Source organism: Lysobacter sp. 2RAF19 (assembly GCF_052115395.1).
Lineage (GTDB): Bacteria > Pseudomonadota > Gammaproteobacteria > Xanthomonadales > Xanthomonadaceae > Noviluteimonas.
In genome coordinates, this window is sequence record NZ_JBFRGO010000001.1 from 646741 (window position 1) to 672636 (window position 25896).

Consider the following 25896-nt stretch of genomic DNA (forward strand, 5'->3'; position numbering starts at 1 on the left):
CTTTGGTCAATGCTTTTCGTAGACGCGTTCGCCGGCTTCGACCGCCAGGTCGAGGCGATTGGTGACCGGCGGCAACGGACAGGTGGCGAACGCGGTGAACGCGCACGGCGGATTCTCTGCGCGATTGAAGTCGATCGTCATCTGCCGGTTGGCGGTGGGACGCGCGAGATCGAGATAGCGCCCCGCCGGATAACTGCCGTGCCCGCTCGTGCGATCGGCGTAGACGAGGAAGAGCGTCGGCTCGCCCTGGTCCAGCAGTTCCAGGCGATGCGTCTTGCCGCCCTGCACGAACTCCACGGCGCCGGGATTGGGCACTTGTTCGACCATGTTGACGATGTTGACGATCGGCAAGGTCGTACCCGCCGGATGCGGGACGAAGCGCCCGGCGACCTTCCATTCGGGGCCACCGGCCCAGAACTGCAGGCCCGCGAAATGCAGGCGCGCGGCGGCGTCGCTGTGCTTGACGCGCAGCGCGACGCGATCGCCGCGCTTGATGATCGTCGCCACGCCCTTGCCGCCATCGAATCCGATCTTGTCCGGGCCACCCTCGTCCGCATCGGTCTTCAGCACCGTCGCGCCAACGAAGGGCGTGCCATCGAGCGTCACCGCCACGCTCTTGTCCGGCACGAAGGTGACGTGGCCATCGGCGCCGAGGACGAACATGCCCAGGTGTTCGGGGCCCATCGTCATGCGCAGGCCGTTGCTGCCCGCGGTGCCGGCGTAATGCGAGCCGGGGTCGATCCAGTGCAGGCCGACGACCGACGTCCAACCATCGGGCGCCGTCAACTCGGCCACGCGCGCATCGCGCCACGGCTTTTCCGATGCGGCGAATGCACGCGCGCGCGCTTGTGCCGCCGCTTTCGCCGCGGCTTCGTCGTTGCCCTTGCCGCAGCCGCCCAGGACGAGCGTGCAGGCCAACAGGGCCAACGCGAATTGCTTCCCCTTCCCCATGTTCAACGCCCTCGCAGGAACCATTTGTCGATGTCGGCCAATGCAAAACGCGTCCACGTGGGACGTCCGTGGTTGCACTGGCCGGAACGTTCGGTCGCTTCCATTTCGCGCAGCAGCGCGTTCATCTCGGCGATGGTGAGGCGACGGTTGGCGCGCACGGCGCCGTGGCAGGCCATCGTCGACAACAGCTCGTCGCGCGCGGCCGCGATGCGGCGTGATTCCCCGTGCTCGCGCAGGTCGGCGAGCACGTCGCGCAGCAAGGCTTCCACGTCGCCGTCGACGAGCAGGGCCGGTACGCTGCGCAACAACAGCGAACCGGGGCCGCTGCGCGTGAGTTCGAAACCGAGCGCGGCGAGCGTGCCCGCCTCGCGTTCGGCGACATCGGCCTCGCGTTCGGAGACCGCGACATTCATCGGCACCAGCAGCGGTTGCGTGCGCAGGCCTTCGCCGTCGTGCGCGCCCTTGAGCTTTTCGTAGCCGATGCGTTCGTGCGCGGCGTGCATGTCGACGACGATCAGGCCCTCGGCGTTCTCGGCGAGGATGTAGATGCCATGGAGTTGCGCGATGGCGAATCCGAGCGGTGGCGCGGCGTCGTCGCGCGCGTCGGGCATCGACATCGAACGCGGGGCTTGGGCGAGCGCGACCTCGTCGTTCGCGTACAGCGCCGCGTACGCCGCGCGCGCATCGCCCACGCGCAGCGACAGGCCGGACTGATCCGCGCCGGTCCACGAGGGGCCGACCCAGGTGCGCGATGCCGATTCGGAAACGGCCGGTGCCGCGGTTTCCGCGGTCAAACCCGCGCGCGTCTCGGCCAGCGCGGCATGCAGCGTGCGATAGACGAAGTCGTGCACCAGGCGCGATTCGCGGAAACGCACTTCGTGCTTGGCCGGATGCACGTTGACGTCGACCGTGCGCGGATCGAGCTCGAGGAACAGTACGTACGCCGGTTGGCGCCCATGGAACAATACGTCGGCGTAAGCCTGCTTCACCGCGTGCGCGACGTTGCGATCGCGCACGCTGCGGCCATTGACGTAGAGATACTGCTGGTCGGCGCTCGCGCGGTTGTACACCGGTTGCGCGATCCAGCCATGCAGGCGCAAGCCGGCGCCTGCGTGTTCGACGCGCAGCGCATGCTTCGCGAACTCTTCGCCCAGGGTTTCGAACAGGCGGTCGGTGGACGCGAGCATGCCGTCGCCGCGGTAACGACGCGCGGGGCGGCCGTTGTGCGAGACGCGCAGTTCGACATCGGGGCGCGCGAGCGCGAGCGAACGCAACCACTCCTCGATGTGGCCCAGCTCCGTGCGTTCGGCGCGCAGGAACTTGCGACGCGCGGGGACGTTGTAGAACAGGTCGCGCACCTCGACGGTCGTGCCGTGCGGATGCGCCTTCGGTGCGACGTCGCCGAAGCGACCGCCGTCGACCTGCAGGGCCGCGCCATGGTCGGCGTCGGTGCGTCGCGAGGCGAGCATGAAGCGGCTGACCGAGGCGATCGACGGCAGCGCTTCGCCACGGAAACCGAGCGTGGCGACGGCTTCCAGATCGTCGAGCGAAGCGATCTTGCTGGTCGCGTGCCGTTGCACGGCGAGCGCGAGTTCCTCCGGTGCGATGCCGCCGCCGTCGTCGCGCACGCGGATCAGGCGGATGCCGCCTTCTTCCAGGTCGATTTCGACGCGGCGGGCGCCGGCATCCAGCGCGTTTTCCACCAATTCCTTGACCACCGACGCGGGCCGTTCGACGACCTCGCCTGCGGCGATCTGGTTGATCAGGGTGTCGGGAAGTTGGCGGATGGGCACTGCGCGGCGCTGCACGGAAGAGCAGCGCCGATCATACCCGCCGTCAGCGGCTGCCGGCGGCGCTCGCCGTGGGATTCTCCGCAGCCTCCGCACGCGCGGCATACAGCGTTCCCGGCGGCGGCTGGCGGGTGAAGTAGGTGTTGACCCCATCGAGGATCGCGCGCGCGAGTTCGCCCTGGTGGCGCGGGTCGTTGAGGCGGCGTTCTTCTTCCGGATTGGTGATGAACGCGGTTTCGACCAGCATCGAGGGGACGTCGGGCGAGCGCAGCACGACGAAGTTCGCGCGCTCAACGCCGGCCTTGTGCGTGCGGCCCAGTTTCTTCAGGCCGACCAGCACGTGCCCGGCGATGTCTTCGGAGGCTTTCATCGTCGCGCTCTGCGACAGGTCCAGCAGGACCGAGGCGAGCGTGTTGTCCTTGTCCTGCAGGCGCACGCCGCCGACCAGGTCGGCTGCGTTTTCCTGGTTCGCCAGCCAGCGCGCGGCCTGCGACGAGGCGCCGCGCTGGGACAGCACGAACACCGACGAGCCGCTGGCATCGGGATTGTTGAAGGCGTCGGCGTGGATCGACACGAACATGTCCGCCTTCGCCGCGCGCGCCTTCTGGTAGCGCTGCGCCAGCGGGATGAACACGTCGGTGTCGCGGGTGAGGTAGGCCTTCAGGCCGGGCGTGGCGTTGATCTGGCGCGCCAGTTCGCGCGCGATCGCGAGCGTCACGTCTTTCTCGCGCGTGCCCTTGCCGCCGCGCGCACCGGGATCCTGGCCGCCGTGGCCGGCGTCGATGGCAATGACCAACTCGCGCATGCCGCTGCCGCGCAACTGTTGCATCGACTTGGTCGCGCCCGGCGGCGGCGTGGGCGAGGCGATCGGCGCGGGAACGACGGTGTATTTCGGAAGCTGCGTCGACGCGGTGGTCGGCACCGTAGTCGCGGGCCTGATCGACGCGACCTGCCCGCTCGGCAAGCTGGCGACCAGGCGCGAGGTGGCTTCGGCCGAACGCGCGGCGGTTTCCTGCGGCGAGGGTTCTTCGGGCTTGTTGGCGAAGGCGCCGATGGGATCGTCGACCATGGGCTTCGAGACCAGCGCAGGCGAAGCGGCGACTGCGGTCGCCGCCACGGCCTTGCCGTCGCCCGGCCACTCGAGCACCAGGCGGGTGACGCCGTCGGTGGTTTCGATGCGGGGCTTCAGGCCGACGACGGGCGATGCCAGGTCGAACACCACGCGCACCGTGCCCGGCACCGGCTGGCCGGTGCGGACCGACTTCACGACGCCGGCGCCCTCGGGCAGCGCGAAGCGGCCGAGCTTGGAGGACGGGAGGTCCACGACCAGGCGGTCGGGGCCGGCGAGGGTCAGGGTCGAGTAGCTGGCGGGCCCATCGAGCAGCAGTTCGGCGCGGGTGCCGGTGGCGCCTTCGTCGATGGTCAGGCCCTTGATTTCACCGGCGCGCGCGATGTTCCAGCACAGCGCGAAGATCAGCGCTGCGCCGAGTGCCCATTGCTGCACGGTGGCCCCCTTGATACGCATGGCCGGGAGTTAAGCACCGGCCGCAAGGATTTGCAACCACTTTTCCCTTAACTATCCGGCACCTGCCGTCGTTTGTTCTCAGCGAGGGGGAACAAACGCATGCAAGTCGGGTAAACCGGCCAAACGGCGCAACCACTCGTCGCCCACCGGGGACCCCGCGACGGCATCGAGCGACCGCCCGTCGCCTTCCAGGGCCAGCAGGAGGTCCAGGTCGGCCGGCGGCAGGGCCCGCCCTCCGCGCTCAGGCCACTCCACCAGCCAGAGTGCGCCTTCGCCCGCGTCGAGGCCGAGGAATTCGAGTTCGCCCGGATCGCCGATGCGATACAGGTCCAGGTGCAAGGCATCGCCACCCTCGTCGAGCGGATAACGCTCCACGAGCGTGTAGGTCGGACTGCGAATTGCACCGCGCACGCCGAGCGTGCGCAACAACGCGCGCGCGAACGTGGATTTTCCCGCGCCCAGGTCGCCGCGCAAATGCACGACCGCGCGCGGCGGACGCGTGCGCGCGAAAACCGCGGCGATGCGATCGGTATCGTCGGGCGTGGGCAGGAAGGCGCGCATCAACGCACGGCGTCGGGATTGGCGAGGCGACGCAGGCGCGGCAGCAAATCCGACGGCAACAAACCGCGCTCGCCGCCATCGCGTGCGGCTTCGTCGCCGGCGCTGGCATGCAGCAATGCACCGATGCACGCAGCGTCGAAGGCCGACATGCCCTGCGCACGCAAGGCCGCGATCACGCCGGTGAGCAAATCGCCCATGCCGCCGACGGCCATGCCGGGATTGCCCGCGCCGATCACGCCCGTGCGCCGGCCGCGTTCGACCACGACGGTGCCCGCGCCCTTCAACACGACCACGGCATTGAATTTTTCCGCGATCGCATTCGCCGCACCGTAGCGATCGTTCTGGATTTCCGCCGTCGCGACACCGAGCAGGCGCGCGGCTTCGCCCGGATGCGGCGTGAGGATCGTGCCCGGCGGCAATGCGACGGATTCGCGCGTGGCGAGCAGGTTCAGCGCATCGGCATCGAGCACGAGCGGTTTGCCCGACCCCAGCGCCGCACCGAACAACACGCGCCCCCACATGCCCTGCCCCAAGCCGGGCCCGGCGGCGACGATATCCGCGCGTTCCAATTGGCCCGCGAGGTCTTCGCTGCGTTCCACCGCGCGCGCCATCGCTTCGGGCCGGCGTGCGAGCAACGCACCCACGTATTCCTCGCGCGTGGCGACATCCACGAGCCCTGCACCGGCGCGCAACGCGGCTTCGGCGCACAGCATGATCGCGCCCCCGCTGCCATGGTCGCCGCCCAGGCACAGCACGCGCCCCGAATCGCCCTTGTGCGCGTCGCGGGCACGCGGACGCAGCGCGCCTTTCAGGGATTCGGGCAACAACAAGGCCGAATGGGGTTGGATGCCATCGAACATGTGCGGCGGCATCGACAGTTCGGCCAGCTCCGGGCGGCCGCGCATCGTCATCGCCGGGCCGGTGTGCAAGCCGGGCTTGGGCACGATGAATTCCAGCGTACGCGTGGCGGCGACGGCCACGCCGGGCATCCCGCCGGTGTCGGCGTCGATGCCGCTGGGCACGTCGATCGACAGACGCGGCGCGCCCTGCGCGTTGATCGCGTCGATCAGCGTCTTCGCGGCGCCCTCGGGCGCACGCGTCAGGCCGATGCCGAACAAGGCGTCGACGATCAGGTCGGCCGGCGGAAGCGTGTCGACGAAGGCTTCGACGCGGCCCTGGCGATCGCGGAATTCGTCGCGTGCCCGCTGCGCGGACGGCGTGGTGGGCGAATGCTCCGGCAGGCGCACCACGCGCACGTTGCGGCCCGCTTCCAGCGCAAGACGCGCGAGGACGTACCCGTCCCCACCGTTGTTGCCCGGGCCGCAGACCACCACGATGCGTTGCGCCTGCGGCCAGTGGCGCAGCGCGCAGTGCCAGGCCGCGCGGCCCGCGCGTCGCATCAGTTCGAAGGCGTCGCCGCCCATTTCGGCCGTGGCGCGCGCATCGAGCGCGCGCGCGGCCTTCGTGTCGTACAGCGCAAGGGTCGCAAGCATCGTCGGATTCTATACTTGGCAGATGGCCTCCCAGACGCCAACGCCGTCGCATCCTGCACCCGAGGGCAATGTCCTGGCCGCGCAGATCCGTGTGCTGGCCAACGAACTGGGCTTCCAGCGCGTGGGCATCGCGGGCGTGGAGCTGGGCGCCGACGAGGCCCACCTGCGCGATTGGCTGATGCAGGGCCTGTACGGGTCGATGGACTGGATGGCGCGCCACGGCGACAAGCGGTCGCGCCCCGGCGAACTCGTCCCGGGCACCGTGCGGGTGATTTCGGTCGGGCTGGATTACGCGCAGGACGACGCCTTCGCGTGGCAGACGCTGGACGATGGCGAGCGCGCCTACGTCGCGCGCTACGCGCTGGGCCGCGATTACCACAAGCTGATGCGCAATCGGCTGCAGACCCTGGCCGATCGCATCGCCGCGCTCGTGGGCCCGTTCGGACATCGGGTGTTCGTCGATTCGGCGCCGGTGCTCGAACGCGCGCTGGCGCGCAACGCAGGACTGGGGTGGATCGGGAAGAACACCTGCCTGATCGATCGCGACGCGGGCTCGTGGTTTTTCCTCGGCGAGGTGTTCGTCGACATTCCCTTGCCCGTCGACGAACCTGCGAGCGCGCATTGCGGCACGTGCACGCGTTGCATCGACATCTGCCCGACGCAGGCGATCATCGCGCCCAATCGCCTGGATGCGCGGCGCTGCATCTCGTATCTGACGATCGAACACGAAGGCAGCATCGATCCCGAGTTGCGCCCGCTGATGGGCAATCGCATCTTCGGTTGCGACGACTGTCAGTTGATCTGCCCCTGGAACAAGTTCGCGCGGCGCACCGACGAACCGGATTTCCGCGCACGCAACGACCTGGATACGGCGACCTTGCCGGATCTGTTCGCGTGGACGGAAGACGAATTCCTCCGGCGCACCGAAGGCTCGGCGATCCGTCGCAGCGGTTATTCGCGTTGGCTACGCAACATCGCCGTGGCCCTGGGCAATGCGCCGACCACGCCGCAGGTGTTGGCTGCATTGGACGCGCGCAGGGACATCGACGATCCGGTCGTGCGCGAGCACGTGGAATGGGCGCTCGCGCGCCATGCGCATTAGTCGCGCAGGATCTGGTCCAGCAAGGCCTGCGTCACCGGATCGGCGATCTCCGCCTTCTGCCCGCGCATCGCCGGCAACAGGCTGCTTGCGACCTGCTTGCCCAATTCGACGCCGAATTGATCGAAGGCGTTGATGCTCCACGCGACCGATTGCAGGTAGACGCTGTGCTCGTACAGCGCGATCAGCGCACCGAGCGAACGCGGCGTCAGCGCATCGAGCAACACCATCGTGCTCGGGCGATTGCCCGCGTAGCGACGATGCGGATCTTCACTGTCCTGCCCGTTGGCGAAGGCTTCGGTCTGCGCGAGCAGGTTCGCGAACAAGGCGCGGTGGCTTTCGCGATGCGGGTGGTCGGCCTGGAGCGTGCCGACGAAATCGCCGGGAATGATGTCGGTGCCCTGGTGCAGCGCCTGGAAAAAGCTGTGCTGCACATCGGTGCCCGCACCGCCCCACCACACCGGCACCGTGCGCTCGGCGACGGGCGTGCCGTCGAGTCGCACGGACTTGCCCAGGCTTTCCATCACCACCTGTTGCAGGTGCGCCGGCAGCAGCTTCAGGCGATCGTCGTACGGGAACACGCCGTGCGAGGACAAGCCCATCGCGTTGCGATTCCACACCGCCGTCAAGGCGTGCCAATAACCGAGGTTTTCGCGCGGCGCGGCTTGCAACACGTGCGCGTCCATCTCCGCCGCGCCGGCAAGCAACGCTTCGAACGCCGGCATGCCCAGCGCCAGGCCGATCGGCAAGCCGACCGCCGACCACAGGGAATATCGGCCGCCGACCCAATCCCACATCGGAAGGATGCGTGCTTCGGGAATGCCCCACTCTGCCGCACGCGCGACGTTCGCGGTGACCGCGAGCAGGCGCGTGTCGTCGCCGAGCCATTCGCGCACGATGCCGCCGTTGAGCAGCGTTTCCTGCGTGCCGAAGGTTTTCGAAACGATGATGGCCGCGGTGCGCTTCGGATCGAGGCCGGCGAGCACGCGCTGTGCGGCGGCGCCGTCGACATTCGAAATGAAATGGACGCGGAAGCGACCGGGCTTCGGCGGCGACAAGGCATCGACGACCAGGCGCGGACCGAGATCCGATCCACCGATGCCGATGCTGACGACGTCGGTGACCGGCGTGTCCTGCAACAGATCGACCACGCGGCGCATGCGCGCGAGCGCGGCCTGCGCTTGTTCATGCGCGGCCACCGCAATGGGCGCATCGCTCAATGCGCTGCGCAAGGCCGTGTGCAATGCGGCGCGGTCTTCGGTCGGATTCACGCGCTTGCCGTCGAACAGGTCGCGCACGCGTTCGGGGAATTGCGCCGTATCGGCGAGTTCGAACAACGCATCGATCGCCGCGGCGTCGTACCGCTGGCGCGCGAAGTTCGCATAGACCGGACCGACGCGGAATGCCAGGTCGCTGGCGCGGCCCGGCGCCTGCACCAGCGTCCGGATCGGCGTGGCGCCCAGGCGCGCGGCGTGCGCGCGCAGGGCCTGGAAGTGCTGCTTGAAGGGGCTGGCGTCCATGCGCCCCAGTATCACGCAGCCTGCTTCGGCATCGAGTGATTGGTGTGCGTCAGCGCGTTGTGGCGATCGACGTAGACGCAGGTCGGCTTGTATTTCGCCGCTTCGGCTTCGTCCATCGACGCGTAGGCGCAGATGATCACCAGGTCGCCCGGCGAGGCGCAGTGCGCGGCCGCGCCGTTGACCGAGATCACGCCCGAGCCTTCTTCGCCGCGGATGGCATAGGTCACGAACCGCATGCCGTTGTTGACGTTGTAGATGTGGATCTGTTCGTACTCGCGGATGCCGCTGATGTCGAGCAGGCGGCCGTCGATCGCGCACGAGCCTTCGTAATGCAGCTCGGCATGCGTGACCGTGGCGCGGTGGATCTTGGCTTTGAGCAGGTTGAGCTGCATGGAACGGCTCCGCGGGAAGGCCGGGCGTGGGGCCCGGGAAAGGTGCGCAGTCTAGATAGGGGTTTTCCGCGCCGCAACAAAGGGGGCCGGCGACGGGCCCTGCGTTCAGAATTCGAGGTTGTCGATCAGGCGGGTGCGGCCCAGTCGGGCCGCGACCAGCGCCACGCGCGGACCGGGAATGTCTTGTGGTTCAAGCAGTTCCGGTGTGCGTACGACAGCGTAGTCGACGTCGAAGCCAGCCGCCGTGAGCGTCTCCCTCGCCTGCCCCTCGACTGCGGAACGCGGTGTTCCGGCCAGCGTGGCCTCGCGCATGCGCAACAGCGTGCGGTGGATGGTCGCCGCCACCGGCCGTTCTTCCGCCGACAGGTACTGGTTGCGCGAGCTCATGGCCAGGCCGTCGGACTCGCGGAACGTCTCGGCGGCCAGCACCTCGATCGGGAACGCGAGGTCGCGCGCCAGGTAGCGGATCACGGCGAGCTGCTGGTAATCCTTGCGCCCGAACACGGCCACGTCCGGCTGCACCTGCAGGAACAGGCGCGAGACCACCGTCGCCACCCCATCGAAATGCCCCGGGCGATGCGCGCCTTCCAGCACCTCGGTCACGCCGGGCACGCGGATGCGCACCGCGTTGTCCGACCCGTAGGGGTACATCGTCGCCACCTCGGGCATCCACAACAGATGGCAACCGGCGGCCGCCAGGCCCGCGGCATCGGCGTCGGGCGTGCGCGGATAACGCGCGAAGTCTTCGTTCGGCCCGAACTGGGTCGGATTGACGAACACGCTCGCGACCACGCGATCGACGTGCCTGCGCGCAAGTTCGACGAGCGAATAGTGGCCTGCATGCAGGTTGCCGAGCGTCGGCACGAAACCCACGCGCAGGCCCGCGCGCTTCCACTCACCGACGTGCGCGCGCAGCTCGTCGAGGCCGGTGGCGACCTCGAGCGTCATTCGTAGGCGTGCGCGGCGTCGGGGAACGCGCCGCTGCGCACGTCGTCGGCGAAGGCCTGGATCGCACCGGCGATCGAACCGCCCTGGGCGAGGAAGTCCTTCACGAATTTCGGACGGCGATGCCCGGTGTTCACGCCGAGCAGATCGTGCAGCACCAACACCTGGCCATCGCACGCGGCGCCCGCGCCGATGCCGATGGTGGGAATCGGGCTGGCGACGGTGATGGCGGCGGCCAGCGACGAGGGAACGCATTCGAGCACGAGCAACGCGGCGCCGGCTTTCGCGACGGCCAGCGCGTCTTCGCAGATCTTCTTCGCCGCCTTGTCTTCGCGCCCCTGCACCTTGTAACCGCCCAGGCGCAGCACCGATTGCGGCGTCAGGCCCAGGTGCGCGCAAACCGGGATCTCGCGATCGACGAGGAAACGGATGACGTCGAGTTTGTGGTCGGCGCCTTCGAGCTTGACCATCGCCGCGCCCGCCTGCAGCAACTTCAGCGATGCATCCAGGGCGCGCTCGGGCGTGGCGTCGGCGCCGAAGGGCAGATCGGCGATCAGCAGCGCGCGTTGCAAGCCGCGACCGACGCAGGCCACGTGATAGGCGACGTCGGCAACGGTGACCGGCAGCGTGCTGTCGTGGCCCTGCACCACCATGCCGAGCGAATCGCCGACCAGCACCAGGTCCACGCCCTTGTCGTCCATGACGCGCGCGAAACCGGCGTCGTAGCATGTGAGCATGACCAGCTTGCGGCCGTCGCGCTTGGCGTCGGCGAGCATGGGAACGGTCCAGGGCTTGGCGTCGGTGCTCGTATACATATGGCTAGCGTAGCGCGTCGGCCCGGTGCGCGGACGTCGCATGAATGTCACAGGGCATGAATGTCGCCCGTGACCATCGCCGCGACGATGTCGGCGGCTCGGCCGTGGCCGGGGATCACGATGTCGGGCGCGATTTCGACCAGCGGCACCAGCGCGAAGGCGCGTTCGTGGAGATGCGGATGCGGCACGCGCAGGCCGGGTTCGTCGATGACCGCATCGCCGTAGAGCAACAGGTCGAGGTCGAGCGTGCGTGCGCCCCAGCGGTCGCTGCCGTCGCCGGCGCGGTCGCGTCCCCAATCGCGTTCGATCTGGAGCATCTGATCGAGCAAGGCGCGTGCATCCAGGGTGGTCTCGAGCACGGCGGCCGCGTTCACGAACGCCGGCTGGTCGGTCTTGCCCCAGGCCGGCGTGCGGTACAGGCGCGAGGCGTGCAGCAATCGGGTGTCGGGCAGAGCGTCCAGCGCCTGCAATGCGCCCTGCACGGCGGCAAGGGCATCACCGAGGTTGGCGCCGAGGCCGACGCACGCCTGCACGCGGCCGATCACTCGGCCGCGCCGCCGCCGTTGGTGGGACGCCGGCGACGGCGACGGCGACGCGGCGCCTCGCCTTCGGCCGCTTCGATGGCCTGGGCCTCCAGCTGCGCGGCGACCATTTCGCCCGGCTGCGTCTGCACGTCCGCCCAGAACGCGATGTCCTCGGCGTGTTCGGGCGATGCGAACTGGCGCAACTGCAGGAAATCGAATGCCGCGCGGAAGCGCGGATGCGACAACAGGCGGAACACGCGCTTGCGCTGGCGCTGCGAAAAACGCGATTGCAGCATCCAGATTTCCTGCATCGGCAGCGAGAAGCGACGCGGCAATGCGATGGTGTTGAGTTGGTGCAAGGTGACGCGATCGGCCGCGCGCCGCTGCGCTTCGGCCGCGTGCACACCCTGCGCCTGCAACTGCATCAGGTCGCGGCAATACGCCGGCCACAGCAGCACGGCGAAGAGGAACGCGGGCGAGACCGGTTCGTCGTTGGCCACGCGCATATCGGTGCTGCGCAGGCCTTCGATCAGCATGCGACGCAATGCGCCGCTGCGGTTGGACGCCAGCGCCTTCGCCGTTTCGGGCAGGAAGACCGGCAGCAGGCCGTGTTGTTCGAGGCGTTCGAAGCTCGCCACCGCATGCCCCGACAGGAACATCTTCAGCGATTCTTCGAACAGGCGCGCCGGCGCCGATTCGCGCAACAGCGGCGCCAGCGCGGGAATCGGCGCGGCGGTGTTTTCTTCGATCGTGAAATCGAGCTTCGCCGCCAGGCGGATCGCACGCAGCATGCGCACCGGGTCTTCGCGATAACGCGTTTCCGGATCGCCGATCAGGCGCAGCACGCGCGCCTGCACGTCTTCATAGCCGCCGACGAAATCGCGCACCGAGAAATCCTCGATCGCGTAGTACAGGGCGTTGGCGGTGAAGTCGCGGCGGATCGCGTCTTCCTCGATCGTGCCGTAGACGTTGTCGCGCAGCAGGCGCCCGCCTTCGTGGGTTTCGCGGTCGCCGCTGCCGTCGTCGGCATTGGAGCGGAAGGTCGCCACTTCGATGATTTCGCGCCCGTAGACCACGTGCGCGAGCCGGAAGCGCCGGCCGATCAGGCGGCAATTGCGGAACAGCGCCTTGACCTGCTCGGGCGTGGCCGAGGTGGCCACGTCGAAGTCTTTGGGATGCCCGCCGACGAGCAGGTCGCGCACGGCGCCGCCGACGAGATAGGCGCCGAAGCCGCCTTCACGCAGGCGATAAAGCACCCGCAGGGCGTTGGGACTGATGTCCTTGCGCGAGATCGGATGCGCGTCGCGCGCGATGCTGCGCGCATGCACGGCGATGGCGGCGGGAGGAGAAACGGTGATGGTAGACATTCAGGGCCGGTGGAAGGACGTTCCGTTGCCTGGGGCCACGGCGGCCCGTATAGTAGCAAGCCTTCGCGCAGGGCCTTGTTTGCACACGGAAAGGCGCCCTCGCACCCCCTACGCTCCCATCGTCTAGAGGCCTAGGACACCACCCTCTCAAGGTGGACACACGGGTTCGAATCCCGTTGGGAGTACCAAACACGAAGGGAACGGTCCCCCTACCCCCACCTCGTGGGAGCTTCGGGTCCGACCGCGCGGGCCAGGCCCGCGCGATCAGCGCCGATCAAGTCGCCAGTGCGTACGCCAGGCCGGCGAGCGCGACCGCGACGAGCGCGGCGGCGAGCATTTCCATCGGCATGCCCTTCTCGGGCCGGGCGGCGATGGACGGATCCTGCGCACGCTCGAGCATCGCCTGCGCGAACGCATCCGGTGAACCGGGCTCATGACTCATGGTGTTTCCCCTTGCGTAGTCGGCCTGCCCCCCAGGCCGAGCCCAACAGTAACGCCGTTGTGCACTGCGGGGTGACCGTACGTCGGACGCCCTCATGCGTGCGCAGCCGCTACACTTCCGCCTCCGAAATCGCCTTTGCCTGCGCCCATGCCCTTCGTCGTCACCGAAAACTGCATCAAGTGCAAATACACCGACTGCGTGGAGGTGTGTCCCGTCGACTGCTTCCACGAGGGCCCGAACTTCCTGGTGATCGACCCCGACGAGTGCATCGACTGCACGCTCTGCGAGCCCGAGTGCCCGGTGAACGCGATCTACCCCGAGGACGATGTCCCCGCGGGCCAGGAGCAGTTCGTGCAGCTCAACGCCGAACTGTCGAAGGGCTGGCCGGTGATCACGGTGCGCAAGGACGCACCGGCCGATGCGAAGGACTGGGAAGGCAAGCCGGACAAGTTGCCGCTTCTCGAGAAGTAAAAAAAACGGGCGCCCAGGGCGCCCGTTTCGTTTCCGGCGATGGCGCCTGGATCAGCCGCCGAGCGCGGTCTTCAGGGACGCCATCAGCTTCACCGGCGCTTCGCCCGTCGCGGGCAGGCCGCGCGGATCCACCGCGCTGACGTACACGCCGGCGTCGGTCTTGGTCACGCGGATCAGGAACTTCGCGCCTTCGAAGTCGACGTCGTAGGTGCCCAGCAGCTGCGCGCGGCTGGCGATGGTCGCGCCCGCGATGCCGCCGAGCGCGTCGCCGACCTTCGCGAACACCGCATCGCGCTCACCGGCGACGGTGAAGCCCAGCGGCGTGGTGCCCGCGCCGGCGACCGGCGTGGCGGCCGCGGCCGAAGCGGTCGGCGGCATCTTCATCGCGGCGTCGACGGCCGGCTTGTCGAGGTCGGGCGGCACTTCGAGCGGACGCGCGGCGACATCTTCCTTGTACAGCTCGCTGTCCTTCTTGAACCAGTGGCAGCCACCGAGCAGGCCGACGAGCAGCGCGGCGGCAACGGCCGAACGGAGGAACATGGGGGTAAGGCGCATTGGAAAAACTCCTGTCAGGCCGCGAGCGCGTCGCGGATCGCGTTTTCGATTTCGAGGATGGCCGCGGCGACGACCGGCGTACGCACGGCATGTGTCGCGGAAAGAGGCAACAAGGGAAGGCGCAGACCGTGGCCGATGCCCATGTGCGCGAGCAGCGCCTTGACGGGAATCGGATTGGGCTCCACGCCGAGGAAATCGTTGGCATCGCGCAGGCGCGCATCGAGCGCTTGCGCACCGTCGCGATCGCCCTTGCGCGCCAGGTCGCACAAGCGGCGGAAAGCGGCCGGCAACACGTTGGAAGCGACCGAAATCACGCCATCGGCGCCGGCGAGCATCGCGCGGCAGGCGGTGGGATCGTCGCCGCTGAGGATCGCGAAGGACGCGCTGCGCAACGGCAGCAGCGCCTCCATGCGTTCGACATCGCTGCGCGCTTCCTTCAGCGCGACGATGCGCGCATGGCCGGCGAGCGCGGCGACGGTCTCGGGCAGCATGTCGCAGCCGGTGCGCCCGGGCACGTTGTACAGGACGATCGGCAGCGCGCCGTCGTCGGCGACCGCGCGGTAATGCGCGACCAGGCCGGCCTGCGTCGGGCGCACGTAGGGGGGCGTCACCACCAGCGCGGCGTCGGCGCCCAGCGCCTTCGCGCGGCGCGTGGCTTCGATGGTCTTCTCGGTATTGGATTGGCCCGTGCCGGCGAGCACCGGAATGCGCCCGGCGATGCGTTCCACCGCGGTGCGCAGCAATGCGTCGTATTCCACGTCGAACAACGCCGCCGCTTCGCCCGTCGAACCGGCCACGACCACGGCTTGCGTGCCGCCGGCGAGCTGGAGATCGATGAGGCGACGCCAGGCGTCGAGGTCGAGTTCGCCTTTCGCCGTGAAGGGCGTGGCGAGCGCAGTGATGCTGCCGGTCGGTCGCAAGACGGTGGGCTCTTGGGTGAAGTGGACAAAGATGCCGGAAATCCTCCGGCATTGCGCGTGTTTTGCACGGCAACGGATGAGCGGAAGCGTCGCCGCCCGTCGCGATCTTACTTGCGGCGTGAAACCAGCGGCAAGTATGCTGGCCGCGGCCCCGGAGGATTTTCGGGGACTCGTTCAGACCTCGGAAGGCCGCCTTGACCGAAACCCCCACCCGTCCTGCGCCGAACGAGAACCACCTGCTCATCAACGCGTACACGACGCACCCGCAGTCGCCCCTGCTCGCGGTCACCCGCCGCATTTCCGACAGCGGCTGCAATCTGGTCGATGCGCGCCTGAGTACCGTGGGGCGCGATGTCTCGGTCACGGCGCTCGCCACCGGGTCGTGGGATGCCGTCGCCAAACTCGAAACCATGCTCGGCCGCCTCGAACGCGAGGAAGGCCTGAAGCTGGTGTTCTATCGCACCGGCCCCAAGCAGGTGCAGTCCAACCTGTTGCCCTACATCGTGGAAGTGGTGGCGGCCGACAAGCCCGGCATCCTCTTCCAGCTGGCCGATTTCTTCGACCGCCAGGGCATCACCATCGAAAGCCTGCACTGCTCGCGCTACCGTGCGATGCAGACCGGCGCCGACATGTTCTCCGCGCAGGTCACCATCGGGATCCCGTCGGACATGCACATCGCGGCCTTGCGCGACGACTTCCTCGAGTTCTGCGACCACCTGAACCTCGACGCCATCATGGATCCGATGAAGTTCTGATGGCGACCGCCAAACCGCTGCCCCGCAAGGTCCTCGATGCGCCGCTGGCGCTCGCGGGCAAGGACGGCACGCGAGAAGCGACGCTGTCCGACCATGCCGGCCGCTGGCTGGTGCTGTACTTCTACCCGAAGGACAACACCCCCGGCTGCACCACCGAAGGCCGCGACTTCGCCGCCCTCCTCCCGAAATTCCGCAAGCTCGGCGCCGACGTCCTCGGCGTCTCGCGCGACTCGGCGCGATCGCACCAGAACTTCTGCGACAAGCAGGGCTTCGGGTTCGAACTGGTGAGCGATCCCGACGAAGCGCTGTGCAACGCGTTCGAAGTGATCAAGGAAAAACAGCTTTACGGCCGCAAGTACATCGGCATCGAACGCAGTACGTTCCTGATCGATCCAGAATCCCGCGTCGCGCAAAGCTGGCGCGGCGTGAAAGTCCCCGGCCACGCCCAGGCCGTGCTCGATGCATTGACCTCGCACAGGAAGCCTTGATGACCCGAAGCCCGCGGATCTACGTGCTCGATACCAACGTGCTGATGCACGACCCGACCGCGCTGTTCAAGTTCGAGGAGCACGACGTGTACCTGCCGATGCAGGTCATGGAGGAGCTCGACAACGCGAAGAAAGGCACATCCGAGCCCTCGCGCAACGCGCGCCAGGTCAGCCGCTTCCTCAACGAGTTGATCGAAGCGCAGGGCGTCAAGGACATCGCCGCCGGCATTCCGCTGGCCAACCCCAACGGGCTGCAACTGCGCGGGAAGGAAGCCGCCGGGCGCCTGCGCTTCCAGATCGCCAATTTCGACGCGGGCAAGCGCTTCGGCGCGGTGATTCCGGACAACCACATCCTCGGTGCCATCCTCGCGCTGAAGGACGAGGAACCGGGCACGCCGGTGGTGTTCATCTCCAAGGACATCAACCTGCGGATCAAGGCGGCGATCGCGGGCATCGACTCGGAAGACTACGAGAACGACCGCGCGCTCGACGACTTCAGCCTGCTTTACACCGGCGCCACCGAGTTGCCGGAAGATTTCTGGTCGATCCACGGCAAGGAACTCAAGTCGTGGACGGAGAAGGGCCGCACCTTCTACGAGATCGCGCGCCGCGACGACGACGACTGGTATCCCAACCAATTCCTCTTCCTGCCGGGCGAAGAAGAAGCGGAGATGAAGGTCGCGCGCGTCAACGACGCCAAGGTCGTGCTGCAGATCGTCGACGACTACCGCCACACCCAGCACGCGGTGTGGGGCATCGCCGCGCGCAATCGCGAGCAGAACTTCGCGCTCAACGCGTTGATGGACCCGGACATCGATTTCGTTTCGCTGCTGGGCACCGCCGGCACGGGCAAGACGCTGCTCGCGCTCGCCGCGGGCCTGGCGCAGACGATGGACCAGCAGCGTTACCGCGAAATCATCATGACCCGCGCGACGGTCAGCGTCGGCGAGGACATCGGCTTCCTGCCGGGCACCGAGGAAGAAAAGATGACGCCGTGGATGGGCGCGCTCACCGACAACCTGGAAGTACTCACGCACAACCAGGAAGGCGGCAGCTGGGGCCGCGCGGCGACCAACGACCTGCTCGCCTCGCGCATCAAGATCCGCTCGATGAACTTCATGCGCGGCCGCACGTTCCTGTCGCGTTATCTCATTCTCGACGAAGCGCAGAACCTCACGCCCAAGCAGATGAAGACGCTGATCACGCGCGCGGGCCCGGGGACGAAGATCGTGTGCCTGGGCAACGTCGAACAGATCGACACGCCCTATCTCACCGAAACCACGTCGGGCCTGACCTACGCGGTGGATCGCTTCAAGGGTTGGTCGCACAGCGCGCACGTGACCCTGCGTCGCGGCGAGCGTTCGCGCCTGGCCGACTACGCGTCCGAAGTGCTGTGACCACGCGCGCCGCGCTGACCATCGCCGGATCCGATTCCGGCGGTGGCGCCGGCATCCAGGCGGACCTGAAGACCTTTGCCGCGCATCGCGTGCATGGCCTGTCGGCCATCGCCGCGTTGACGGCGCAGCACACCCGCGGCGTCACCGCGGTGCACGTGCCGGACATCGCCTTCCTGCGTGCGCAGGTACAGGCGTGTTTCGACGATTTCGACGTGCGCGTGGTGAAGCTCGGGATGCTGGCGACGGCGGAGGTGATCGATGCCGTCGCTGCGTTGCTCGACGAACGCCCTGATGTTCCGGTCGTGCTCGATCCGGTGATGGTGGCCACCAGCGGCGCGAAGTTGCTCGCGGACGACGCGCTGGACGCGATGCGCACGCGATTGCTGCCGCGCGCGAGGATCGCGACGCCGAACCTGCCCGAAGCGGAGTTGCTGCTCGGCACGCGGATCGAGTCCATCGAAGCGATGCGCGAGGCCGCAAGCGCGCTGCGCGCAAGCGGCGCGGATGCGGTGTTGCTCAAGGGTGGGCACCTGCACGGTGGCGCCGACGTCGTCGACATCCTGGTCGATGCCTCCGGGACGCACGCGATCACCCACCCGCGCCTCGCGCTCGAAGCGCATGGCACCGGATGCACGCTCGCTTCGGCGATCGCCGCGCGCATCGCGCTCGGCGACGACGTGCGCGCTGCGTGCATCGCCGCTTCCGATTACGTGCATCGCGCGTTGTCGGGCGGCTATCGCCCCGGGCGCAGCGACATCGTCGTGCTCGATCATTTCGGGGCCGCGCAATGACAGTGCGATCGATGGAAGTGCCCGTCGTCGCGAAGGACGGCCATCGCTTCGTCCTGTCCGCGCGCATTCCATCCCAACCGAGCGCGAGCCTGCTGTGGCTGGGCGGCATGGGCATCGCCGCGCGGCACTACATGCCCTTCGCCGATGCGCTGGCGACGCGCGGCATCGCGGTGTTCGCCGCCGATTGGCGCGGGCTCGGCAGCAGCAGCGTGCGCGCGTCGCGAAGCGTGACCTGGGGGTATCGCGAATTGCTCATGACCGATTTGCCCGCGTGCGAAGCCGCCATCGAACATGCGCTGCCCGACATGGCGCGCATCGTCGGCGGCCACAGCCTCGGCGGGCAACTGGCGTGCGTGCGCGCCGGCCTCGTCCCGGGCAACGCGCAGGCCGTGTGGTTGGTCGCCAGTGGCACGCCGGATTCGCGCGCATTCCCGCCGCGCTCGCGCTGGTGGTTGCCGACGGCGTATCGGCTGCTGAACGGCATCGCCAGCGTCGCGGGCAAACTGCCGGGCCGTCGGCTCGGGTTCGGTGGGCAGGAAGCGCGGGGCGTGATGGCGGATTGGTCGCGCAGCGGGTTGACCGGCCGCTACGCCGCCGCGGACCTGGCGGTGGACCTGGAAGTCGCCCTGCGTCGCGTCACCGTGCCGATCCACGCGGTGCGGATGGTGCACGACTGGCTCGCCCCGGCATCGTCGCTGCAGGCCTTGCTCGCGAAAATGCCGGAAGCCCCCGGCGAGATCACCGCACTGGAGGTCGCCGCGCCCGGCGTGCGTGCCGATCACTACCACTGGATGAAGCATCCGGCCGCGACCGTCGAGGCGCTGCTGCGCTGACTGCATCCGCTGTCGGGTTCGACGCGTATCTGCCGGGTTGGGCGTAGGATCGACCCGCGCCCCCGCGTGGAACCGTGCATGGAAGACACCCTCGCCCTTCGCAATGCTGCTGCAGACCCACCGATGGACCGAAGCGGCCTGGAACGGCTGCTCGCCGCCGTCGCCGCGGGCGATGCGCAGGCCTTCGAGCGCCTGTACCACGCGACCTCCGCGAAGATGTTCGGCGTGTGCCTGCGCCTGTTGGCCGATCGCGACGAAGCCGAAGACGCGGTGCAGGAAGCCTACGCCGCGATCTGGCGCAAGGCCGCGCAATACGACGCGTCGATCGCGAGCCCGATTTCGTGGCTGGCGATGATCGCGCATAACAAGGCGGTCGATCGCCTGCGCAGCGATGGCACGGCGCGCAACACGGTGCCGATCGAATTCGCCTCCGAGGTGAGCGACAGCGCACCCACCGCACCGGCGCTGGCCGAACACGCGGGACAAACGCGCCAGCTCGATCGCTGCCTCAACCAACTCGAAGCACGGCGGCGCACGCTGATCCGCACGGCCTTCTTCGAAGGCGCGACGTACGAGGAACTCGCGCGCCGCACCGACACCCCCATCGGCACGGTGAAGAGCTGGATCCGCCGCGGCCTGATCCAATTGCGCACGTGTCTGGAATCATGAGCACGATCGACGACATCTACGGACCGGGCGGCGACGACATCGTCGCGGCCGAATACGTGCTCGGCACGATGGACACCGCCGCGCGCGAGGCCTTCGCCGCGCGCATCGCGCGCGAACCGGAGCTTGCGCGCGCGATCGATGCGTGGCGCATGCGCCTGGCGCCGCTCGCGGAGGAAATCGAACCGGTGGTGCCGCCGATGTCTCTGTGGTCGCGCGTGCGCGTACGTTCGGGGATCGACGCGCCACCGAAGCCCGATGTCGAACAGACGCACTGGTGGGATCGCATCGCGTTCTGGCGCGGCGCGAGCATGGCCGGCCTGGCCGCGACCACCGCGTGCGTGATCGCGCTCGTCGCCCTGCCCCGCACGCCCGACACCGCCGTGCCGGCGCCCGTGCATTCGGCGCTGCCGCATCCGGTGCGCCTGATGACCACGATGAGCGACGGCAAGGGCCGCACGACCTACATGGCCGCCGTCGACGACGATGCCTGCACGCTGGTGCTGATGCCGCTGGTCAAGGATCCGTCGCCGGGCGAAGTGCCGCAGGTGTGGCTGGTCTCCAGCGACGGCGCCGCGCAATCGCTGGGCGTGGGCAACGACGCGCCGCTGCAATCGATGACCGTTCCGAACGCCCTGCGCGCACGTTTGTTGCGCGACGACCAGACCCTCGCGGTGTCGATGGAGCCACCGGGCGGCTCGAAGACGGGCCAACCCTCGGGATTCGTGATCGGCCGGGGGCAGCTGACCCACCTGTAGTGGGCCGCGCGGTCGTTTCCTCTGCGATAATCCGGCAGCCTTTTGGCCCCGTAGCTCAGTTGGATAGAGCGGTCCCCTCCTAAGGGACAGGTCGCACGTTCGAATCGTGTCGGGGCCGTTCCCCCCTCTGGAGTTTCGCGATGCATCCTGTCCTCAAAGCGCTCGGCCTCAACCAGACCGAATCCGGCACCTACCTCGGCAACGGCGAGTGGTCCAAGACCACGGACGCGGGCGTCATCGAACCGGTGAACCCCACCGACGGCAGCGTGCTGGCCAAGGTCCATGCGACCTCGCAGGCCGACTACGACACCATCGTCGAGCGTGCGCAGCAGGCCTTCAAGGTGTGGCGCACCACGCCGGCGCCGCGCCGCGGCGAAGCCATCCGCCTGTGCGCCGAAGCGCTGCGCGTGCACAAGGACGCGCTGGGCTCGCTGGTCGCGTTGGAGATGGGCAAGTCCAAGCCCGAGGGCGACGGCGAAGTGCAGGAGATGATCGACATCGGCGAATTCGCCGTCGGCCTCTCGCGCCAGCTCTACGGCCTGACGATGCATTCCGAACGCCCGGGCCACCGCATGTACGAGCAGTGGCATCCGATCGGCATCGTGGGAATCATCAGCGCCTTCAACTTCCCGGTCGCGGTGTGGGCCTGGAACAGCTTCATCGCAGCGGTGTGCGGCGACGTCGCGATCTGGAAGCCCTCGCCCAAGACGCCGTTGTCTGCGATCGCCGCGATGAAGATCTGCAACGAAGCGCTGAAGAAGGGCGGCTTCCCCGACATCTTCTTCCTGTTCAACGATGCGGGCAGCGACCTGGCCTCGGCCTTCGTCGACGACAAGCGCATCCCGCTGATCTCCTTCACCGGTTCGACCAAGGTCGGCCGCATGGTCGGCGAACGCGTCGCGCAGCGCATGGGCCGCTCCCTGCTGGAACTGGGCGGCAACAACGCGATCATCGTCGACAAGTCGGCGGAGCTGAAGCTCGCCATCCCCGCGATCGTGTTCGGCGCGGTGGGCACCGCGGGCCAGCGTTGCACGACCACGCGCCGCCTGATCGTGCACGAATCGATCCACGACGATGTCCTGTCGAAGCTGATCACCGCGTACAAGCAGGTGGAGAAGAAGATCGGCGATCCGACCGATCCGGCCAACCTGATGGGGCCCCTCAACAGCCGCGATGCGGTCGAGGCCTACCTCGATTCCATCGCCAAGGCGAAGGCGGCCGGCGGCAAGGTCGAGACCGGTGGTTCCGCAATCGAAGGCAAGGGGAACTTCGTGCTGCCGACGATCATCACGGGCCTGACCAACGACACGCCGATCGTGCAGCACGAGACGTTCGCGCCGATCCTGTACGTCATGAAGTTCTCCACGCTCGATCAGGCCATCGCGATGCAGAACGCCGTGCCGCAGGGCCTGTCGTCGGCGATCTTCACCCAGGACCTCAAGGCGGCCGAAGGCTTCCTCGCGGCCTCCGGTTCGGACTGCGGCATCGCCAACGTCAACATCGGCACCTCGGGTGCGGAGATCGGCGGCGCGTTCGGTGGCGAGAAGGAAACCGGCGGCGGTCGCGAATCGGGTTCGGACGCGTGGCGCGCCTACATGCGCCGCCAGACGAACACGATCAACTACTCCGACGCGCTGCCGCTGGCGCAGGGCATCAAGTTCGACCTGTGACCACGGGCCACTGACACGGATGTACGGACTCGCCCGCCCCTTCCTCTTCGGCCTGAGCGCCGAGCGCGCGCATGACGTGACGCTCGCCGCGCTCGAGGCCGCGTATCGCAGCGGCGTCAATCCGCTGGTGTCGCGCGCGCCCAGGCCGCTGCCCACGAAGGTGTTCGGGCTGCAGTTCCCCAATCCCGTCGGCCTGGCCGCGGGCCTGGACAAGAACGGCGAGCACATCGATGCGCTGCTCGCGCTGGGCTTCGGTTTCGTCGAAATCGGCACGACCACCCCGCGCGCGCAGGAAGGCAATCCGAAACCGCGCATGTTCCGCCTGCCGGAACAGCGCGCGGTGATCAACCGCCTGGGCTTCAACAACACCGGCGTCGATGCGCTGGTGAAGAATGTCGAACGTGCGCGGCGGCGCGGCGTGCTGGGCATCAACATCGGCAAGAACAAGGACACGCCGAACGACTCGGCGGAGACCGATTACCTGTATTGCCTGGAGCGCGTGTATCCGGTCGCCGATTACGTGACGGTCAACATTTCCTCGCCCAACACCGCGGGTCTGCGCGAGTTGCAGGAAGAACAACAACTGCGCCGCCTCATCGGCACCCTGCGCGAAGCGCAGGAACGCCTGGCCGCGCAGCACGGGCGGCGTGCGCCGATGCTGGTCAAGATCGCGCCGGACCTGTCGGACGAAGACATCGATGCCGCCGGTCGCGTGCTCTCCGATCTGGAAGTCGACGGCGTCATCGCGACGAATACGACCGTCGGCCGTTTCGGCATGGAAGGCGTGCGGCATTCGAACGAAGCCGGCGGGTTGTCGGGCGAGCCGCTGATGGGCAAGTCGACGCTGGTGCTGCGCCGCCTGCGCACGCGCCTGCCCGAGCACATTCCGATGATCGGCGTGGGCGGCATCCTCTCGGGCGCCGATGCGGCGACCAAGCAGGCCGCGGGCGCCTCGCTCGTGCAGATGTACACGGGCCTGGTGTATCGCGGGCCGGCGTTGATCGGCGAGTGCGTCGATGCGCTGCGCCGGCGCAAGGAAGCACCGAGCCGCGGGAACCTGCCGCCGAATGGGTGAGTCCCTGTCGTCGCAGTACCGCATCGTGGAGAACGCGAAGCTCGGTGCGCGCAACACCTTCGGCGTCGCCGCGCGCGCGCCCATGCTGGTCGAAGTGGCGAACACGCAGGCCCTGCCCGAGTTGTTCGGCTACGCGATGTTGCGCGACGGGCCGGTGCTCGTGCTCGGCGGCGGCAGCAACCTGTTGTTCGCCGGCGATCCGGAAGGCGTGGTGCTTGCGTTGACGGCGCAATCGATCGCGTTGGTCGAGGACGATGGAGACACCGCGATCGTGCGCGCCGATGCCGGCGTCGAATGGCACGCCTTCGTCTTGTGGACCCTGGGCCACGGCCTGGCGGGGCTGGAAAACCTGGCGCTCATTCCCGGCACGGTCGGCGCGGCGCCGATCCAGAACATCGGTGCGTACGGCGTGGAAGTGCGCGAGGCGATCCACGCGGTGCATGCCTTCGATCGCACGACGCGCGGCGTGATCTCGCTCACGGCGGCGGACTGCGCATTCGCCTACCGCGACAGCGTGTTCAAGCACGACCCCGAGCGTTACGTCGTCACCGCCGTCGACTTCCGCCTTTCGCGCGCCACGCGCGTGCGGGTCGACTACGCGGGCGTCGGCGACGAACTGGCCGCGATGGGCATCGAATCGCCGCGCGCCTCGCAAGTCGCCGAAGCGGTGTGCCGCATTCGCCGCCGCAAGCTGCCGGATCCGGCGGTGATCGGCAACGCGGGCAGTTTCTTCAAGAATCCGATCGTGCCGTTCGTGCAGGCCGAAGCGCTTGTCGAAGCGCATCCGCACGCACCGGTGTTCCGCGGCGCCGACGACGACTCACGCAAGCTCTCGGCCGCGTGGCTGATCGATCAATGCGGATGGAAGGGCTTCCGCGAAGGCGATGCGGGCGTGGCGCCGTCGCATGCGCTGGTGCTGGTCAACCATGGGCGCGCGACCGGCGCCGAATTGCTCTCGCTGGCGCGGCGCATCGCCGCGTCGGTGGAAGAACGCTTCGGCGTGGCGATCGAACCCGAACCCCGCATCATCGGCGCACGTTGGTGACCGCCCAGGCCGATCACGGTGCACGGTACTGGCGCGCGGCTTCGCTGATGCTCGGCAGCGCCCTGCTCTTCGGGTTGATGGCGGTGGCGATCCGTTTGGCCTCGAAGACGCTGCACACCTTCGAGATCGCCTTCTTCCGCAACTTCTTCGGCCTGCTCGCGGCCACGCCGCTGCTGGCGCGCCACGGCACGCAGATCCTGCGCACGACCCAATTCCCCCGTTACATCCTCCGCTGCGTGATCGGCGTACTCGGCATGTTCTGTGGCTTCTGGGCCATCGGCCACCTGCCGCTCGCGCAGGCGATTTCCCTGTCGTATTCCACGCCGCTGTTCGTCACCGTCGCGGCCGTGTGGATGCTCGGCGAACACGTGCGCGCACGACGCTGGGCGGCCGTGCTGGTCGGCTTCATCGGCGTGCTCATCATCGTGCGCCCCGGCAGCGCGAACTTCACCCTGGGCACGCTGGTCGCACTGAGCGCGGCGGTGTTGAGCGCGCTGGTGGCGATCCAGATCAAGCAACTCTCGCGCACCGAACCGGCCGACCGCATCGTGCTGTACACGACGGGCCTGTGGGTGCCGATGTCGCTGCTGCCGGCCTTGTTCGTGTGGGAATGGCCGCACGGCATCACGTGGCTGTGGGTCGCCGCCGCCGGCGTCCTGGGCACGAGCGCGCACCTGTTGTGGACCCGCGGCCTGAAACTCGGCGACGTCTCCGCACTGACGCCCATCAGCTTCATGCAATTGCCGGTGGTTGCCGTCGCCGGCTGGCTCCTCTTCGGCGAAGCCCTCGACCGCTACACCGTCCTGGGCGCAAGCATCATCTTCGGCGCGAACGTCTACATCGCACACCGCGAAGCAACGCTGCTGCGCAAACACGCAACCACCGCTCCCACAGAAGCAGCGCAGCCCAACGAATAGTGGCAGGCGAGCGAAGCGAAGCCCCGCGACGAATCCCTCTGGTGGAAGAGCCCCCTTTTAGTAAAAGGGCGCGCGCGACAGCGCGGGGAAATTGGCATGACGCGCTTTAGCGCCAGCAAATAAAAAGGCCG

Annotated in this window: 25 protein-coding genes, 2 tRNA genes and 3 pseudogenes; 15 read left to right on the forward strand and 15 right to left on the reverse strand. The window is 68.2% G+C overall.

The window, feature by feature from the left end; translation table 11 throughout:
* Positions 1 to 6: 6 nt before the first annotated feature.
* The 6 genes and pseudogenes from AB4059_RS03220 to AB4059_RS03245 all read right to left on the reverse strand — a co-directional run bounded on the left by AB4059_RS03220 (position 7) and on the right by AB4059_RS03245 (position 6320).
* Complete coding sequence (locus AB4059_RS03220; protein ID WP_498976531.1) at positions 7 to 957, reverse strand: DUF1684 domain-containing protein; 951 nt, start codon at positions 955 to 957, stop codon at positions 7 to 9.
* Positions 954 to 1547, reverse strand: a pseudogene (locus AB4059_RS03225) (DNA mismatch repair MutL family protein); the annotation flags it as partial. The gene AB4059_RS03220 and the pseudogene AB4059_RS03225, both read right to left, overlap by 4 nt.
* A gap of 53 nt (positions 1548 to 1600) precedes the next feature.
* Positions 1601 to 2744 (reverse strand): annotated as a pseudogene (gene mutL / locus AB4059_RS03230) (DNA mismatch repair endonuclease MutL); the annotation flags it as partial.
* Positions 2745 to 2787: 43 nt separating this feature from the next.
* Entirely contained in the window at positions 2788 to 4266 is a 1479-nt protein-coding gene (locus AB4059_RS03235; RefSeq protein ID WP_498976533.1) for an N-acetylmuramoyl-L-alanine amidase, read from the reverse strand.
* A 78-nt stretch (positions 4267 to 4344) separates the two neighbouring features.
* On the reverse strand, positions 4345 to 4830 hold the full coding sequence (tsaE, locus tag AB4059_RS03240; protein WP_498976535.1) for a tRNA (adenosine(37)-N6)-threonylcarbamoyltransferase complex ATPase subunit type 1 TsaE: 486 nt from the start codon (positions 4828 to 4830) through the stop codon (positions 4345 to 4347).
* Complete coding sequence (locus AB4059_RS03245) at positions 4827 to 6320, reverse strand: NAD(P)H-hydrate dehydratase (protein WP_498976537.1); 1494 nt, start codon at positions 6318 to 6320, stop codon at positions 4827 to 4829. Before AB4059_RS03245 ends, tsaE begins: the two co-directional genes overlap by 4 nt.
* Before the next feature lie 22 nt (positions 6321 to 6342).
* Between AB4059_RS03245 and queG the strand changes: the two genes are divergently transcribed.
* Positions 6343 to 7422 (forward strand): tRNA epoxyqueuosine(34) reductase QueG, encoded by a 1080-nt coding sequence (gene queG, locus AB4059_RS03250; RefSeq protein WP_498976539.1) that lies wholly within the window; start codon positions 6343 to 6345, stop codon positions 7420 to 7422.
* On the opposite strand, the gene pgi is transcribed toward queG, so the two are convergent.
* The 6 genes and pseudogenes from pgi to pcnB all read right to left on the reverse strand — a co-directional run.
* On the reverse strand, positions 7419 to 8939 hold the full coding sequence (gene pgi, locus AB4059_RS03255) for a glucose-6-phosphate isomerase (RefSeq protein WP_498976541.1): 1521 nt from the start codon (positions 8937 to 8939) through the stop codon (positions 7419 to 7421). The genes queG and pgi overlap by 4 nt on opposite strands.
* A gap of 11 nt (positions 8940 to 8950) precedes the next feature.
* A complete protein-coding gene (gene panD, locus AB4059_RS03260) occupies positions 8951 to 9331 on the reverse strand; it encodes an aspartate 1-decarboxylase (RefSeq protein WP_498976543.1) in 381 nt (126 codons plus the stop codon).
* A gap of 105 nt (positions 9332 to 9436) precedes the next feature.
* Complete coding sequence (panC, locus tag AB4059_RS03265; RefSeq protein WP_498976545.1) at positions 9437 to 10279, reverse strand: pantoate--beta-alanine ligase; 843 nt, start codon at positions 10277 to 10279, stop codon at positions 9437 to 9439.
* On the reverse strand, positions 10276 to 11091 hold the full coding sequence (gene panB, locus AB4059_RS03270; protein WP_498976547.1) for a 3-methyl-2-oxobutanoate hydroxymethyltransferase: 816 nt from the start codon (positions 11089 to 11091) through the stop codon (positions 10276 to 10278). Before panB ends, panC begins: the two co-directional genes overlap by 4 nt.
* Positions 11092 to 11138: 47 nt before the next feature.
* A complete protein-coding gene (gene folK, locus AB4059_RS03275; RefSeq protein WP_498976549.1) occupies positions 11139 to 11636 on the reverse strand; it encodes a 2-amino-4-hydroxy-6-hydroxymethyldihydropteridine diphosphokinase in 498 nt (165 codons plus the stop codon).
* Positions 11633 to 12934: pseudogene (gene pcnB, locus AB4059_RS03280) on the reverse strand (polynucleotide adenylyltransferase PcnB); the annotation flags it as partial. The pseudogene pcnB and the gene folK, both read right to left, overlap by 4 nt.
* A gap of 160 nt (positions 12935 to 13094) precedes the next feature.
* Between pcnB and AB4059_RS03285 the strand changes: the two are divergent.
* A tRNA-Glu gene (locus AB4059_RS03285) sits at positions 13095 to 13170 on the forward strand.
* 86 nt (positions 13171 to 13256) lie between these two features.
* On the opposite strand, the gene AB4059_RS03290 is transcribed toward AB4059_RS03285, so the two are convergent.
* Positions 13257 to 13424: a hypothetical protein gene (locus AB4059_RS03290; RefSeq protein ID WP_498976551.1), complete on the reverse strand. Its 168-nt coding sequence runs from the start codon at positions 13422 to 13424 to the stop codon at positions 13257 to 13259.
* A gap of 147 nt (positions 13425 to 13571) precedes the next feature.
* Here AB4059_RS03290 and fdxA point away from each other — a divergent pair, with 147 nt between their 5' ends.
* Positions 13572 to 13895: a ferredoxin FdxA gene (gene fdxA, locus AB4059_RS03295; protein WP_498976553.1), complete on the forward strand. Its 324-nt coding sequence runs from the start codon at positions 13572 to 13574 to the stop codon at positions 13893 to 13895.
* A 51-nt stretch (positions 13896 to 13946) separates the two neighbouring features.
* Here the strand turns inward: fdxA and AB4059_RS03300 are convergent, their stop codons facing one another.
* Positions 13947 to 14450: a hypothetical protein gene (locus tag AB4059_RS03300; protein ID WP_498976555.1), complete on the reverse strand. Its 504-nt coding sequence runs from the start codon at positions 14448 to 14450 to the stop codon at positions 13947 to 13949.
* 14 nt (positions 14451 to 14464) lie between these two features.
* Positions 14465 to 15370, reverse strand: a complete 906-nt coding sequence (gene dapA, locus AB4059_RS03305; protein ID WP_498976558.1) for a 4-hydroxy-tetrahydrodipicolinate synthase — start codon at positions 15368 to 15370, stop codon at positions 14465 to 14467.
* A gap of 194 nt (positions 15371 to 15564) precedes the next feature.
* Between dapA and AB4059_RS03310 the strand changes: the two genes are divergently transcribed.
* The 12 genes from AB4059_RS03310 (at position 15565) to AB4059_RS03365 (ending at position 25765) form a co-directional block, all read left to right on the forward strand.
* The gene (locus AB4059_RS03310; RefSeq protein WP_156642655.1) at positions 15565 to 16125 is read left to right on the forward strand and encodes a glycine cleavage system transcriptional repressor; all 561 of its coding nucleotides are present in this window, start codon (positions 15565 to 15567) and stop codon (positions 16123 to 16125) included.
* Positions 16125 to 16613, forward strand: a complete 489-nt coding sequence (locus AB4059_RS03315; RefSeq protein WP_498976560.1) for a peroxiredoxin — start codon at positions 16125 to 16127, stop codon at positions 16611 to 16613. Before AB4059_RS03310 ends, AB4059_RS03315 begins: the two co-directional genes overlap by 1 nt.
* The gene (locus tag AB4059_RS03320; protein WP_498976562.1) at positions 16613 to 18010 is read left to right on the forward strand and encodes a PhoH family protein; all 1398 of its coding nucleotides are present in this window, start codon (positions 16613 to 16615) and stop codon (positions 18008 to 18010) included. The genes AB4059_RS03315 and AB4059_RS03320 overlap by 1 nt, the downstream gene beginning before the upstream one ends.
* Positions 18007 to 18801, forward strand: a complete 795-nt coding sequence (gene thiD, locus AB4059_RS03325; protein ID WP_498976564.1) for a bifunctional hydroxymethylpyrimidine kinase/phosphomethylpyrimidine kinase — start codon at positions 18007 to 18009, stop codon at positions 18799 to 18801. The genes AB4059_RS03320 and thiD overlap by 4 nt, the downstream gene beginning before the upstream one ends.
* Positions 18798 to 19634 carry an alpha/beta hydrolase family protein gene (locus tag AB4059_RS03330; RefSeq protein WP_498976566.1) on the forward strand — a complete coding sequence of 279 codons (837 nt, stop codon included), beginning with the start codon at positions 18798 to 18800 and terminating at the stop codon, positions 19632 to 19634. The genes thiD and AB4059_RS03330 overlap by 4 nt, the downstream gene beginning before the upstream one ends.
* Before the next feature lie 78 nt (positions 19635 to 19712).
* The gene (locus tag AB4059_RS03335) at positions 19713 to 20303 is read left to right on the forward strand and encodes a sigma-70 family RNA polymerase sigma factor (RefSeq protein WP_498976568.1); all 591 of its coding nucleotides are present in this window, start codon (positions 19713 to 19715) and stop codon (positions 20301 to 20303) included.
* Positions 20300 to 21058, forward strand: coding sequence for an anti-sigma factor (locus tag AB4059_RS03340; protein WP_498976570.1), 759 nt, complete (start codon positions 20300 to 20302; stop codon positions 21056 to 21058). Before AB4059_RS03335 ends, AB4059_RS03340 begins: the two co-directional genes overlap by 4 nt.
* Before the next feature lie 44 nt (positions 21059 to 21102).
* Positions 21103 to 21176, forward strand: a tRNA-Arg gene (locus AB4059_RS03345).
* A 22-nt stretch (positions 21177 to 21198) separates the two neighbouring features.
* Positions 21199 to 22728: an L-piperidine-6-carboxylate dehydrogenase gene (amaB, locus tag AB4059_RS03350; RefSeq protein ID WP_498976572.1), complete on the forward strand. Its 1530-nt coding sequence runs from the start codon at positions 21199 to 21201 to the stop codon at positions 22726 to 22728.
* Positions 22729 to 22747: 19 nt separating this feature from the next.
* On the forward strand, positions 22748 to 23803 hold the full coding sequence (locus tag AB4059_RS03355) for a quinone-dependent dihydroorotate dehydrogenase (protein WP_498976574.1): 1056 nt from the start codon (positions 22748 to 22750) through the stop codon (positions 23801 to 23803).
* Positions 23796 to 24848: a UDP-N-acetylmuramate dehydrogenase gene (gene murB / locus AB4059_RS03360; protein WP_498976576.1), complete on the forward strand. Its 1053-nt coding sequence runs from the start codon at positions 23796 to 23798 to the stop codon at positions 24846 to 24848. The genes AB4059_RS03355 and murB overlap by 8 nt, the downstream gene beginning before the upstream one ends.
* 47 nt (positions 24849 to 24895) lie before the next feature.
* Positions 24896 to 25765, forward strand: a complete 870-nt coding sequence (locus tag AB4059_RS03365; protein WP_498977820.1) for a DMT family transporter — start codon at positions 24896 to 24898, stop codon at positions 25763 to 25765.
* Positions 25766 to 25896: the final 131 nt, after the last annotated feature.